We start from the raw sequence: 13,359 nt of genomic DNA, 5'->3' as shown, positions 1-13,359 counted from the left end.
GAGTGAAAATCTTTGATTTTTACTCGTTTCACTTCCTGTATATTTTTTTAACCCTTTTGGTTTTATGCCCCTCACTTTGAGGGGCTTTTTTTATGGTATCAATTTAGGTTTTATCTATGCAATCCTTTATTAAACAAGCTAATGCCTTTAGTTCAGCCAGAAAACCGTTTTTCTTCTTGATTGATTTTGAACAAAAGCAGCCCGTTTTGCTGCCATTAGCAGAATGCTCCTCACATCAAATATTTTTTCAATTTCCGACCTGCAATAACGTTTCATTCTCTGATTTTGATAAGCAATTTGAATTTAGCAGAAGACCATTAAAATTCGACCGCTATCAAACTGCCTTTGAATTGGTAAAAAATGAAATTCAAAAAGGTAATAGTTATTTATTAAATCTTGCCTTCCCTACCCAAATTCAAACAAATTATTCGCTTAAAGAGATTTTTATTAAAAGCCAAGCAAAATATAAATTACTCTATCAAGATAAATTTGTCTGCTTTTCGCCTGAAACTTTTATTCATATTAAAGATAATAAAATCTATTCTTACCCAATGAAAGGCACAATTAATGAAAGTGAAGAAAATGCAAAACAAAAATTATTAGATTCAAAAAAAGAATTTGAAGAACATAACACCATTGTTGATTTAATTCGAAATGATTTAGCTATTGTTTCCCAAAATATTCAAGTGACAAAATATCGCTATGTTGAAAGAATTGAAACCCACCGTGGGGCAATTTATCAAACGAGTTCTGAAATTTGTGGCGAATTAGATGAAAATTGGCAGATAGAAATAGGCTCACTTTTGAGTAAGCTCTTGCCCGCAGGTTCTATTAGCGGTGCTCCTAAAGAGAAAACTATGCGGATTATTCAACAAGCCGAAGGTGAAAAACGAGGCTACTACACGGGTATTTTTGGTTATTTTGATGGCGAAAGTTTAGAAAGTGCGGTGGCAATTCGCTACATTGAAAAGAACGAGCAAGGTGAAATGCAATTCCGCAGCGGCGGTGGCATTACTTCACAAAGTAGCCTAGAAGAAGAGTATCAAGAAATTTTGGAGAAAGTGTATGTCCCTATTTCCTGTGTTTGAAACCATTGCAATTATAGATGGCATTCCGCAAAATTTAGCTTTCCATCAGGCAAGAATGGATAATACGATAGAGAAATTATTTCAGAAAATGTCGGTATTTAATTTAGAAGAAATTATACAGGTGCCAACAGAATATCAGAATGGATTGATAAAATGCCGAATTGATTATAATCAACAAGATTTTAATATTATTTTTTCGGCTTACCAAAGAAGAGAAATAAGAAACTATCAATGTGTTTATTTGGATGACTTAGATTATACTTTCAAATATACTAACAGAACAATATTTGAATGTATAAAGGTGACAAAAGATGAGGCAGTTATTATTCAAGATAAAAAAGTTACTGATTGCCGAATTGGTAATCTGATTTTTTTAAAAGATGGAATTTGGTATGGCCCGAAAAATTATCTTTTAAAAGGCACACAATTAAGCCGATTATTAAGTGAAAATCAAGTTCAATTAAAAGAGATCTACACCGATGAAATTCATCAATATGAAAAAGTGATGATGATTAACGCTATGAACCCATTTGACGAGAGCCGAGCGATATCTACTCAGCATATTACTTTATAGACTAATGTGCCATTCCCTTATAAAATAGAGACGTTTTTAATCACAAAGAGGTTTTTATGAAAATTATTCTTTTAGGTGCACCAGGTGCAGGCAAAGGCACGCAAGCACAGTTCATTATGAACAAATTTGGTATCCCACAAATCTCAACAGGCGATATGTTCCGTGCTGCAATCAAAGAAGGCACGGAGCTTGGCAAACAAGCCAAAGCGTTGATGGACGAAGGTAAATTAGTACCAGATGAATTAACCGTTGCATTAGTGAAAGACCGCATTGCTCAACCAGACTGTGCAAATGGCTTTTTATTAGATGGCTTCCCGCGTACCATTCCACAGGCAGACGCATTAAAAGAATCAGGCGTTAAAATTGACTTAGTATTAGAGTTTGATGTGGCTGATGAAGTGATCGTAGAACGTATGAGCGGTCGCCGCGTACACCAACCATCTGGCCGTACTTACCACGTGGTTTACAATCCACCAAAAGTGGAAGGTAAAGATGATGTAACTGGCGAAGATTTAATCATTCGTCCAGATGATAAAGCTGAAACCGTGTTAGAGCGTTTAGCGATTTACCACAAACAAACCAAACCGCTTATTGCTTACTACACCGCTGAAGCCGAAGCAGGCAATACCCGCTATGAGCGTTTAGATGGTACAAAACCAGTTGAAGAAGTAAGTGCTGAATTAGCAAAAATTTTAGGCTAATTTAATCTTACATTTGAGGCATAGTAAAACCATTTACTATGCTTTTTTTCAGCCCTGTGCCTTATATCTCCGCCCTGAAGGACGGAGTTTTACGGCACAGGGCTGATAAAGCTGACTCAGCTCGTATTGAAAAAATGGCCCAAGAACAAGGCGTGAAAGATCCAACGCAAAAATCAAAAGAGCTAAGGGATAAACACAATCTAGATTCTCAAGAATTTGAGAATTTGCATCAAGATCGGAAAAATCAAAATAATATGATATAGAATGAACAGGTAGAAAATACAAAGAAAAATAATCAGGAATATAAACCATAGATAATAGGAGGATATATGGATGAATATAATAATTATGATATAAACCCTGCGACAGGATTGCCAATGATAAATAGTTCTAGCGTCGATGTAGGAGGGAATGGATATGGTTCAGGCTCTATACAGGATATGACAAATGGATTTTCTGATTCTAAAAAAGAATTTGCCGAAGGGGGAGAAGGAAACTTTGGTCTTTGGGTTTTCCTATTCTTGATTATTGTTAATGTGTCTGCGTGGATATACTTTTTTATTACCTACTAAAAGGATGGTTTTATGTTGAGTTTAAATAAAGTTGAGCTTATTGGTTGTAATTGGTAATGACCCAGAGCTGCGTGCAGTGCCTAACTGTGAAGCAATTACAACGCTTTCCGTTGCAACAAGTGAAAGTTAGTCTGATAAAATCAGCGGAGAGAAAAAAGAGAAAACAGAATGGTATCGTATTGTTTTCTATGGTCGTTTAGCTGAGATTGATAGGCAATACCTTAAGAAAGGTGGACTGATTTACGTTGAAGGAAAGTTGTGTAATAAAGAATATACCGACAAACAAAATATTAAGCGTTATGTGACAGACATTCAAGGGCGTAATCTGCTCATGTTGTCTAATACAAGTTCTCAATCGAAGCCTACTGCTCAAAATAATGAGCCTGGTGAATATCCTCCATATCAAGGACAGCCAAACAATTTTGATGATATAGAGTTTTAATCTGAAATTTTTAGGCGAAGGCAAAAAGCTCCGGATATGGGCCAGAAGATGTTGATGTTTCTCTATGTGGGATTATCCCGTCTTTTTGCCTTTGACTAAAAATTTGAACAACGAAAGCGAAGCGAGGGCATTTAGCTTATTTGCTTCGTCTTGTACAATTGATTTAATAAGGAATGATTTATATAACCTGAAATCATATTCATAGATACAGCCAATTCTTACATTACCGCTAATCCTTAAAATAGCCATAAAATCTCCTTTTTATAGTTATTTTAATATATTTTGGATGATAATAATTAAAACCACAAGCGGTCAAATTCCTTCAGATTTTTGCAAATTACAAAAGAAATTTAACCGCTTGTTATCAAGTTAAATTATTAAGGTCTATTATTCCCCATAATACGCTTTACGCATTAACTCTTCCATATCTTCAACCATTGCTAAACGTGGGTTCGCTGGCGTACATTGGTCTTCAAATGCATTTAATGCCAATTCACGAAGTGAGCCGATGAATTCTTTTTCATCTACGCCTTGATCGCGTAAAGACATTTTCACGCCACAACGAATAGCTAGGTCGTGTACTGCTTTTGCGTAAGATTCTACTGCTTCTTCTGGAGTTGAAGCGGGTAAGCCAAGCATACGTGCAATATCTTGGAAGCGAATATCTGCTACATAGTTGGTATATTTCGGCCAGGTTGCCACTTTGGTTGGGCGTGTGCCGTTGTAGCGGATTACGTGCGGAAGTAAAATCGCATTGGTACGACCGTGAATGGTATGGAATTTACCGCCGATTTTATGTGCCATTGAGTGACAAATACCCAAGAACGCATTGGCGAAAGCCATACCTGCCATTGTTGAAGCGTTGTGCATTTTTTCGCGTGCGTGTTCGTCAAACTCTTTCACCGATTTTTCTAGGTTTTCGAAAACTAATTTAATCGCTTGTAATGCTAAGCCATCGGTATAATCGTTCGCAAGGATTGAGGTGTAAGCCTCTGTTGCGTGGGTTAATACGTCTAAACCTGTGTCAGCGGCAACATGTGAAGGCACAGACATCACTAACGCTGGGTCAACAATCGCGATTGTTGGGGTTAATGAGTAGTCCGCTAATGGATATTTAATGTCGCCATCCGTAATTACTGCAAATGGAGTCACTTCAGAACCTGTACCTGATGTGGTTGGAATGCCCACGAATTTCGCTTTGCGACCTAATTGTGGGAATTTGAACGCACGTTTGCGAATATCCATAAATTTTTGCACTAAATCGCGGAAATCTACTTCTGGTTGTTCATAGAATAACCACATAATTTTCGCTGCATCCATTGGTGAGCCACCACCTAATGCGATGATGGTGTCAGGTTGGAAGCTACGCATTAATTCAGTACCGCGTTGTACAGTTTGCAAGCTTGGGTTTGGTTCAACATCAGTGAAAAGCTGGATCATCACTTTGTTACGGCGTAGGCGTAATTGTTCGGTAATACGATCCACAAAGCCTAAATCTACCATTGAACGGTCGGTTACGATCATCACTTTGTGAACGTCGTTCATAGATTTGAGGTATTGAATTGAGTCACGCTCAAAGTAGATTTTTGATGGCACTTTAAACCATTGCATATTATTTCTCCGTCTGCCTACACGTTTGATGTTAATTAAGTTCACTGCACTCACGTTGTTGCCCACAGAGTTTTTACCGTATGAGCCACAACCAAGCGTTAATGAAGGCAAGAAGGAGTTATACACATCACCGATACCACCAAATGTTGATGGTGAGTTCCAAATTACACGAATCGCTTTAACGCGTTCACCGAAAGTTTTTGCTAATTCTGCATTTTGCGTGTGAATTGCTGCAGAGTGACCTAAACCGTGGAAGTTCACCATCGCTTCGGCTAATTCCAAGCCTTGTTCTGTGCTGTTAGATTTTAATAACGCAAGCACTGGAGAAAGTTTTTCACGAGTAAGCGGCTCGCCCTCTCCCACGAAAGCACATTCTGCTAAAAGAATGTTGGTTTTTGGTGGAACGGTAAAGCCCGCTTGTTCTGCAATCCACGCTGCAGGTTTACCTACCACAGCCGCATTTAATTTCGCACCAGCACAGTTTTCATCGTGAGCTTTATCCACGCCAAAAATGAATTTTTCAAGTAAGGCTTTCTCTTTTTTGTTTACTAAATACACGCCGTAAGATTGCATCTCTTTGATGAAATCCGCATAGATTTCTTTATCCACGATTGCTGCTTGCTCTGAAGCACAAATCATCCCGTTGTCGAATGATTTTGACATCACAATGTCGTAAACTGCTTGTTTAAGTTTTGCGGTTTTTTCCACATAAGCTGGCACGTTACCTGCCCCTACGCCTAATGCTGGTTTGCCGCAGGAATATGCTGCTTCCACCATTGCATTACCGCCAGTTGCAAGAATGGTTGCAATGCCTGGATGTTTCATTAATGCTGAGGTGCCTTCCATAGATGGAACGGTAATCCATTGCACGCAGTTTTCTGGTGCACCCGCAGCGACAGCCGCATCACGTACAACTTGTGCCGCATGAGCTGAAGATTGTTGAGCAGATGGGTGGAAAGCAAAAACGATAGGGTTACGTGTTTTAAGGGCGATTAACGCTTTGAAGATAGTGGTTGAAGTTGGGTTAGTGGTTGGTGTGATACCGCAGATAACGCCGACTGGATCAGCAATTTCAGTGATACCTGTGACATCATCTTCACTGATTACGCCAGCTGTTTTTAAGTGACGCATATTGTTCACGACATATTCACAGGCAAACAAGTTTTTAGTGGCTTTATCTTCGAATACGCCGCGCCCCGTCTCTTCATATGCGTGCATTGCCAACACACCGTGTTTATCTAATGCTGCTACAGACGCTTTTGCGACAATGTAATCGACTTGCTCTTGGTTTAAATGACGGAACTCATCAAGGGCTTTCAAGCCTTTTTCGACAAGTACATTCACTTCCGCTTGAGCATCATAAGGTTGAGCAGTTTGAGTTGCTTTAGCCATAGTTTGGTTTCCTCTAAAAATTAAAAATCTAAAATTCTTTAACTGATGAAATTATTATCCAACTGTAAAAGATTTGCACCTAAATTTACTCACTCACAAGAGGTATTTTTGATCTTAATCAAGAAGGTTTCAAGTGGTAAAAAAACTGAAACTAAAAATTTACAATTAGATAACTTTTAGGAAAAAGCAAACGAGCAATTCAGCATGCCAACTGCCATTTTCAAGCGGTCGTAATTTCGTAAATTTTTACAGAAAAAAGACCGCTTATTCCTTCTTCCACCTAGAAAAAACGCCCTTTTTGAGCTACAATCCGAACGATTTTTTACTAGATTTATGAGAAGAACAATGTCAAATCAAAAACGAAAAATGTTGGTCACTTGTGCCCTACCTTATGCGAATGGGGCAATTCACTTAGGTCATATGCTTGAGCATATTCAAGCGGATATTTGGGTGCGTTTCCAACGTATGCGTGGCAACGAAGTGCATTTTGTTTGTGCAGATGATGCACACGGCACACCGATTATGTTGAACGCAGCAAAACAAGGCATCACCCCTGAGCAATTGATTGAAAAAGCAAAAACCGATCACGTTGCTGATTTCAAAGGTTTTAACATCAGTTTTGATAACTACCACTCGACCCACAGCGAAGAAAACCGTGAAATTACGACTGCAATGTATTTAAAGCTGAAAGAGAGAGGTTTTATTAAAAGTCTTGTGATTTCACAGCTTTTCGATCCAGAAAAAGAGATGTTCTTACCAGATCGCTTTGTAAAAGGGACTTGCCCGAAATGTAAAGCAGAAGATCAATATGGCGATAATTGTGAAGTGTGTGCCTCTACTTACAGCCCAATGGATTTAATTAATCCACGCTCTGCCGTTTCAGGCGCAACCCCTATTGTGAAAGAATCAGAACATTTCTTCTTCGATTTACCAAGTTTTGAAAGTATGCTGAAAGAATGGACACGTTCTGGTTCACTTCAACCTGAAATTGCAAACAAAATGCAAGAGTGGTTTGAAAGCGGATTACAACAATGGGACATCAGCCGTGATGCACCTTACTTTGGTTTCCCAATTCCAGGTGCAGAGAACAAATTCTTCTATGTGTGGTTAGATGCGCCTATTGGCTACATGGCATCATTCAAAAATCTTTGCGACCGCACAGATATTGATTACAACGAGTTCTGGAAAAAAGATTCAACAACAGAGCTTTATCATTTTATTGGTAAAGATATTGTTTACTTCCATAGCTTATTTTGGCCAGCGATGTTAGATGGCTGCGAACAACGTAAACCAACCAATGTGTTTGCTCACGGTTATGTGACGGTGGATGGCGTGAAAATGTCGAAATCTCGAGGAACCTTTATTCAAGCTAGCACCTATTTAAAACATATCGATCCTGAATGTTTACGTTACTATTATGCGGCAAAATTAAACGAGCGTATTGAAGATTTAGACTTAAGCTTGGATGATTTTGTCCAACGTGTAAACAGCGATATCGTAAACAAATTAGTGAACTTAGCTTCTCGTAATGCAAGTTTTATTGCAAAACGTTTTGAAGGAAAATTAGCGGATAAACTTGAAGATGAAGTGCTTTTCGCAGAATTTGTTGCACAATCAGAGCAAGTTGCAGCACATTTTGAAGCACGTGAATATAATAAAGCAATCCGTTTAATTATGGATTTAGCTGACCGTGCAAATAAATATGTGGACGATAAAGCGCCTTGGGTTATTGCTAAAGAAGAAGGGCGTGAAGCGGAATTACAAGCGGTTTGTTCAATGGGTATTGAATTATTCCGTGTGTTAATGAGTTATTTAAAACCCGTTTTACCACAGCTTGCAGAACGAGCTGAAGCGTTCTTACAAACAGAATTAAGCTGGGAAACCATTGCCCAACCATTATTAGGCAAAACAGTTGCACCATTTAAATCATTGTTCTCTCGTCTTGAGAAAAAACAGATTGATGCGGTGATTGAAGAAACGAAACAGCTTTTTGCCGAACAAACTAAAAATGAACCTAAAAAAGGAAAACAAGCGGTGGAAAATCAAGAAAATTCTGCAATCGAACCGATTGCTCCAGAAATCACCATTGATGATTTCGCGAAATTAGATTTACGCGTAGCGAAAGTGATCAGCTGCGAAGCCGTGCCAGAGTCGAATAAATTGTTAAAATTCCAATTAGACTTAGGCGACCATCAACGCCAAGTGTTGTCAGGCATTAAAGCTGCCTACAACAACCCTGAAGAGCTGAACGGGCGTTTTGTAATTATGGTCGCAAACCTTGCCCCTCGCAAAATGAAATTCGGCGTATCAGAAGGGATGATTTTATCGGCAGGCACTGGCGGTGCGGATCTATTCTTACTTTCAGGCGATGAAGGTATTCGCCCTGGTATGCAGGTGAAATAGGTTTTTGAAAGATGGTGGGAAATAGAAAATAGTTGTTATGATCTAATCCCAAAAGCATTTTCAATATAAGAGCTAGGTCTTGTAATTTATAGGACTTAGCTTTTTTACTATTACTTCTCTAATTTTCTTATCCCCAGAATCTCTCTTTTCTCTGTATCAAATTCTGCTTTCACATTAAACGCAACTGCTAAATTTTCTGCATTTAAAACCGCTTGTGTTTCGCCACTTGCAATAATTCTGCCTTTATTAAGCAAAATGATTTCATCACAAAATTGATAGGCAAGCGATAAGTGATGAATGGCAACTACACAAGTTTGATTTGGCGTAAGGGATTTTAGTTGCTCCATAATATCGATTTGGTAATAAGGATCGAGCGGAGCGATCGGTTCATCCACAAGTAACAATGGGGCGTTTTTTATACAACAGCGGGCGAGCTGCACTCGTGCTTTTTCGCCGCCCGAAAGTTTCTGAAATGATTTATCTAACAGATGCTCAACAGAAAATTTTTGTGCAATGCGATAAATGAGTGACTGCCCTTTAGTAAAAGAATGCGGCACCTCTAAACCTAGTGCAATTACATCATAAACACAAAGATCCCAATGAATATTGGTATTTTGAGCCAAATAAGCTATTTGCTGACTTCTCTGAAGAGCATTCATTTGGCTCAATTGGGTATTTTTGAGCCAAACTTCACCGCTTGTAATGGGTAAAATACCCGCTATCGTTTTAAGCAAGGTCGATTTGCCTGCACCATTCGCTCCCATAATGCCGATCAACTTTCCTTCAGGAAAAGAGCAGGTTATCTTTTTTAGTCCGTAAGGCTGAGAAAGATTCTCTATCTTTAACATCGCATCAACCCTAGAACGTTTTACTCATCTCAAAATAAACCCGATTTTTGTCATAGCTATAAAACGGGTGGTTACTGCTTACTTTCTGATATTGCCAAGTCACTTTTGGCGTCACACTAAAGAAGTGTAAATCACGATGCCAAAAGGTTAAAGCAGTTGAATATTCATCATTTTTTTGTATTTTACCGATTAAATCGGGTGCAGGATGAGCCTGATAAGTCCGTTTCGCATAAGAAAGGGAAACACGGCTTGAGATGCCCCAGCCCCACTCTTGCCCCCAGCCTAAACGAGCACTGGTGCGTTGGTAAGCGTTGTCTTTATCGCGGGTATTTTCTCGGTTGTAATCTACGCCAACAAACCAATATTGCCCGCTTTTTGGTACATATAAGAGCGTGTTTGACCACAAATAGTTGTTGCCGTTTAAGTGCTTACGCCAATCATAACGCTGTTCGCCATATTCCAACACGCTTGAAAGTTGCCATTTTTCATTCAACCAGTAACTGCTTTCAAGCTGAACGCCTGAGTTTTTTGAATATTGTTTAAGCGATTCACTACCGGATGAACCACCCGCATACCAACGTTTTTCGGTAAATGGAGTGAGGGCAATTTCAAAACGTGCAGTTTGATATCCTAAGCCTGCACCTGCACGTACATTGAGTTCATTATATTTTTTGTTATTCCAATAATATTTACCCGAAGCATCCAGTTCCATTTTGGTGAAAAATTGATTTGGTAACGACCATTTTTTCTCAGTATTGAAGTAGTAAGAAAAACCTTGTGCACTCTCTTTTTTCCAGGCTTCCCAACTGCCTACTTTTGTACCCGCTTTCGGTGCGTTATTGATGTTCGTTTCATTAAGGAAGCTCATTCCACCGCTAAATTTCCACTGATCGCGTTTATTTAAAGCGGTCAAATATTGGTCGATAATTGCAACTGAATCGGGCGATAAATTTTCTGCACGCAATTTTTGGAATTGATCTTTAGCCGCCTCATTATTGTTATTTAAAAAAAGGGCTTGAGCGAGTTGATAACGCAAGGCAGGAATATCTGATTTTTGTGCAAAAAGAGAACGATAGCGTGCTACAGCATCCGCAAAATTGCCCTGTGATTTGGCTGAAATCGCCTCTGCCCAGTCACGCAAGAATGGATCTTGATTCGGCAAGTTTTTGTACATCGGCAGTAATAATTCAACCGCTTGTTCGTTGTTTTGCAACACAGCTGGAATTAACCCGCGCACAATTAAATCGGGGTGCTGAGCCAACTCTTCTTTGGTCATCGACACCGTGCCAGATTTCTCTGCTGGTTCAGTGGCAGGCTGGGCTTTTGGCTTGGGTTGAGCCACCTGGAAATGTTCAGTTAAATCATTTTTAGGCTCGGCAATTTTCTTTTCTTGCGGTTGTGCCACTTTTGCCTGCGCAAAAGCGGTCAGATTTAAGCCAAAGATTGCAAATAGAACAGCGGGGGAAAGTTTCATTTTTCTTTCTCTCTTAGGGGGAATATTGCAAAAAAGGGGCAAATGCCCCTTATGATCATATTTCAGATTTATTTTTTAATTAAGAAAGTGACTGCATCGACATAATGTTTGATGAAATCATTGGTTGAAGTTGAATCTGAGAAACCGCTTAAATTGATTTCATATTGCTCGTTTACAAAGAAAGCGGGTACGCCACGAATTTTAAACTCTTCTGCTGCTTGCACTTGTTTGTTTACCAAGCCATTTACCACAAAGCTGTTAATGCCGTTATCGAAATCTGCTGCACTCACGCCATTTGCCACGAATACTGCCTTGATGTCGTCCATTGACTTAAATGCATTTTTTTGAGCACCTTCAAATAATGCGGTTTTCACTTTATCTTCCACACCTTGAGCCATAGCAAATGCCCACGCACGCGTTAAGTTTTCAGATTGACGACCCAAGAAATTCACGTGATATTGCACTAATTTTGTGCCCTCAGGTAAGTTTGCTTTGATTTGAGCAGGGATTTTGTAGTTCAATTCAAAATCGTAGCAGTGTGGGCAATAGAATGAGAAAAATTCTAACACTTCTTTTTGAGCTGATGGTGCTTGGCGAATAATATTGTACTCTTTACCTTCAACAGGATTTGTTGCGAAAGTGGTCGAATTTACCGCGAAAAGTGCAGAAAATGCAATGAATGTGGTCTTTAATAACATTTTTTTCATTTTGTGTTCCTTGTAAAAATAATGGTTTCCGTTCGACCACATTAGTCTTTTAAAATTCCGCGAGCACGTAATAATGCAGTTTTGAAATCATCTTCGTAATCTTTTTTCAAGCCAGGGATGGGATCGTGTTTATCAGCATTACGCATTTTTAATTGATAAATCAACACCTCATCGCGTAACGCTGGGTAGTTATCTGGCTCACCTACTTCTACCGAAAGCTGTTGTAAAATATCCATTAAGTGTAAATCTGGATTTTTACGCCAGTGGACGCCTAATAGCTCTAATAACTCTTCTAAACGTTTGCATTTCATTGGAAAATCCTTAAAAAATCTTGTTGAAAATTGGCTCGGATCATATACTTTTAGTACTCTTTTTGCAAAGAAAAGCCCTCATTTATGACAGAAAAAATTTCACCTCAAATTCATGCTGTAATTCTCGCAGGCGGTTTAGCTCGCCGAATGAATGGCGTAGAAAAAGGCTTACAAAAGCTACAACATCGCCCGCTTATCGCACATATTTTGCAACGTCTTAGCCCGCAATTATCAGCAGTAAATGGCAAAGTTTATTTGAATATCAACCGCTCACAGGCGGAATATCAGCAGCTTTTCCCTCACCTACCTTTTTACCAAGATGAAATGCCTGATTTCCAAGGGGCGTTGAGCGGAATGCTCACAGGCTTTCATCAGATTGAAAGTGACTATCTGCTATTCGTACCTTGCGATTCTCCATTTTTGCCTGAAAATCTGCTAAAAAAACTACTTACGGCTTTGCAAATTAACCAAGTCGAGATTGCCTACGCCCACGATGGTGAACGACCGCACCCGACTTTTGCGTTAATCCATCGCAATGTCGTAAAAGCGCTGAATGATTACCTGCAAACGGGCGAACGCCGCTTATACCAGTTCTTCCGACAACAAAAAAGTATTGCCGTAGACTTTTCCGATCAAAAAGTGGCATTCCGAAATTTCAATACATTAGCCGAATTAGCCACGGCAGAAGTACCTCGCACAAAAACCGCCGTGCTTGCTATCACTGGCTACAGTGGCACGGGCAAAACCACGTTGTTGGAAAAACTGATCCCAAAATTGACCGCTTGCAACCTCAGAGTCGGTTTAATCAAGCATTCGCACCATAATATTGATGTAGATAAACCAGGCAAAGATAGCCACCGCTTGCGTTTAGCAGGAGCGAATCCAACAGCAATTGCCTGCGATGAACGTTGGGCATTAATGACCGAAACGCCCGAACAAGCGGTCGATTTTCAGCAAATTATTGCCAATTTCAAAGATGTGGATTTGGTGCTGGTTGAAGGCTTTAAACACGAAGCCTTACCAAAAATTCAGCTTCATCGAAAAGGGATTGAAAAGCCATTGCCAGAGCTCGATAAATGGACGATTGCCACTGCCACTGATTACCCGATTGAACGGGAAAATCGATTGGATATCAATGATGTGGATGAAGTGGCAGAGTTTGTGAAAAGCTGGTTAAAATAAAAATATTTCCTCATTTTTCGAACGTGCTCGAAAAATCATTTTTGCCAATTTGGT

General features: G+C 39.4%; 13 protein-coding genes. 8 read left to right on the top strand and 5 right to left on the bottom strand.

The features are described from left to right. Positions 1-116: 116 nt before the first annotated feature. The 6 genes from DPV92_RS05675 to ssb all read left to right on the top strand — a co-directional run bounded on the left by DPV92_RS05675 (position 117) and on the right by ssb (position 3,377). The gene (locus DPV92_RS05675) at positions 117-1,088 is read left to right on the top strand and encodes an aminodeoxychorismate synthase component I (RefSeq protein ID WP_111354049.1); all 972 of its coding nucleotides are present in this window, start codon (positions 117-119) and stop codon (positions 1,086-1,088) included. After that, complete coding sequence (locus tag DPV92_RS05670) at positions 1,066-1,662, top strand: aminotransferase class IV family protein (RefSeq protein WP_111354048.1); 597 nt, start codon at positions 1,066-1,068, stop codon at positions 1,660-1,662. Before DPV92_RS05675 ends, DPV92_RS05670 begins: the two co-directional genes overlap by 23 nt. Before the next feature lie 56 nt (positions 1,663-1,718). Next, positions 1,719-2,363 carry an adenylate kinase gene (gene adk / locus DPV92_RS05665; protein WP_005709021.1) on the top strand — a complete coding sequence of 215 codons (645 nt, stop codon included), beginning with the start codon at positions 1,719-1,721 and terminating at the stop codon, positions 2,361-2,363. A gap of 38 nt (positions 2,364-2,401) precedes the next feature. Further along, on the top strand, positions 2,402-2,626 hold the full coding sequence (locus tag DPV92_RS05660; RefSeq protein ID WP_111354047.1) for a hypothetical protein: 225 nt from the start codon (positions 2,402-2,404) through the stop codon (positions 2,624-2,626). A gap of 66 nt (positions 2,627-2,692) precedes the next feature. Continuing rightward, complete coding sequence (locus DPV92_RS05655) at positions 2,693-2,935, top strand: hypothetical protein (RefSeq protein ID WP_111354046.1); 243 nt, start codon at positions 2,693-2,695, stop codon at positions 2,933-2,935. A 139-nt stretch (positions 2,936-3,074) separates the two neighbouring features. Next, positions 3,075-3,377: a single-stranded DNA-binding protein gene (ssb, locus tag DPV92_RS05650; RefSeq protein WP_225791966.1), complete on the top strand. Its 303-nt coding sequence runs from the start codon at positions 3,075-3,077 to the stop codon at positions 3,375-3,377. Between the two features lie 387 nt (positions 3,378-3,764). Here ssb and adhE read toward each other — a convergent pair whose 3' ends face one another. Further along, on the bottom strand, positions 3,765-6,380 hold the full coding sequence (gene adhE / locus DPV92_RS05645) for a bifunctional acetaldehyde-CoA/alcohol dehydrogenase (RefSeq protein WP_111354045.1): 2,616 nt from the start codon (positions 6,378-6,380) through the stop codon (positions 3,765-3,767). Positions 6,381-6,725: 345 nt separating this feature from the next. Here adhE and metG point away from each other — a divergent pair, with 345 nt between their 5' ends. Continuing rightward, positions 6,726-8,783, top strand: coding sequence for a methionine--tRNA ligase (gene metG, locus DPV92_RS05640; RefSeq protein ID WP_111354044.1), 2,058 nt, complete (start codon positions 6,726-6,728; stop codon positions 8,781-8,783). A 110-nt stretch (positions 8,784-8,893) separates the two neighbouring features. Here metG and DPV92_RS05635 read toward each other — a convergent pair whose 3' ends face one another. The 4 genes from DPV92_RS05635 to DPV92_RS05620 all read right to left on the bottom strand — a co-directional run bounded on the left by DPV92_RS05635 (position 8,894) and on the right by DPV92_RS05620 (position 12,123). Next, on the bottom strand, positions 8,894-9,631 hold the full coding sequence (locus DPV92_RS05635; protein ID WP_005708310.1) for an ABC transporter ATP-binding protein: 738 nt from the start codon (positions 9,629-9,631) through the stop codon (positions 8,894-8,896). A 10-nt stretch (positions 9,632-9,641) separates the two neighbouring features. Then, positions 9,642-11,105: a surface lipoprotein assembly modifier gene (locus DPV92_RS05630; RefSeq protein WP_111354043.1), complete on the bottom strand. Its 1,464-nt coding sequence runs from the start codon at positions 11,103-11,105 to the stop codon at positions 9,642-9,644. Between the two features lie 68 nt (positions 11,106-11,173). After that, positions 11,174-11,812 (bottom strand): thiol:disulfide interchange protein DsbA, encoded by a 639-nt coding sequence (gene dsbA, locus DPV92_RS05625; protein WP_111354042.1) that lies wholly within the window; start codon positions 11,810-11,812, stop codon positions 11,174-11,176. A gap of 41 nt (positions 11,813-11,853) precedes the next feature. Beyond that, positions 11,854-12,123 (bottom strand): YihD family protein, encoded by a 270-nt coding sequence (locus DPV92_RS05620; RefSeq protein WP_111354041.1) that lies wholly within the window; start codon positions 12,121-12,123, stop codon positions 11,854-11,856. A gap of 84 nt (positions 12,124-12,207) precedes the next feature. Here DPV92_RS05620 and mobA point away from each other — a divergent pair, with 84 nt between their 5' ends. Beyond that, positions 12,208-13,305, top strand: a complete 1,098-nt coding sequence (gene mobA / locus DPV92_RS05615) for a molybdenum cofactor guanylyltransferase MobA (protein WP_111354040.1) — start codon at positions 12,208-12,210, stop codon at positions 13,303-13,305. The last annotated feature ends 54 nt before the right edge of the window (positions 13,306-13,359 follow it).

It is taken from the genome of Pseudohaemophilus paraphrohaemolyticus (assembly GCF_003253115.1).
Lineage (GTDB): Bacteria > Pseudomonadota > Gammaproteobacteria > Enterobacterales > Pasteurellaceae > Haemophilus_A > Haemophilus_A paraphrohaemolyticus_A.
The sequence above is the reverse complement of the archived record's forward strand: the minus strand, read 5'-3'. Positions and strand labels throughout refer to the sequence as shown.

Bases quoted from the DNA above. Each gene is read 5' to 3' on its own strand.
- mobA (WP_111354040.1), top strand. From the start codon at position 12,208: ATGACAGAAAAAATTTCACCTCAAATTCATGCTGTAATTCTCGCAGGC.
- DPV92_RS05655 (WP_111354046.1), top strand. From the start codon at position 2,693: ATGGATGAATATAATAATTATGATATAAACCCTGCGACAGGATTGCCA.
- adk (WP_005709021.1), top strand. From the start codon at position 1,719: ATGAAAATTATTCTTTTAGGTGCACCAGGTGCAGGCAAAGGCACGCAA.
- DPV92_RS05630 (WP_111354043.1), bottom strand. From the start codon at position 11,105: ATGAAACTTTCCCCCGCTGTTCTATTTGCAATCTTTGGCTTAAATCTG.
- DPV92_RS05660 (WP_111354047.1), top strand. From the start codon at position 2,402: ATGCTTTTTTTCAGCCCTGTGCCTTATATCTCCGCCCTGAAGGACGGA.
- DPV92_RS05670 (WP_111354048.1), top strand. From the start codon at position 1,066: ATGTCCCTATTTCCTGTGTTTGAAACCATTGCAATTATAGATGGCATT.
- dsbA (WP_111354042.1), bottom strand. From the start codon at position 11,812: ATGAAAAAAATGTTATTAAAGACCACATTCATTGCATTTTCTGCACTT.
- DPV92_RS05635 (WP_005708310.1), bottom strand. From the start codon at position 9,631: ATGTTAAAGATAGAGAATCTTTCTCAGCCTTACGGACTAAAAAAGATA.
- DPV92_RS05675 (WP_111354049.1), top strand. From the start codon at position 117: ATGCAATCCTTTATTAAACAAGCTAATGCCTTTAGTTCAGCCAGAAAA.
- DPV92_RS05620 (WP_111354041.1), bottom strand. From the start codon at position 12,123: ATGAAATGCAAACGTTTAGAAGAGTTATTAGAGCTATTAGGCGTCCAC.
- metG (WP_111354044.1), top strand. From the start codon at position 6,726: ATGTCAAATCAAAAACGAAAAATGTTGGTCACTTGTGCCCTACCTTAT.
- adhE (WP_111354045.1), bottom strand. From the start codon at position 6,380: ATGGCTAAAGCAACTCAAACTGCTCAACCTTATGATGCTCAAGCGGAA.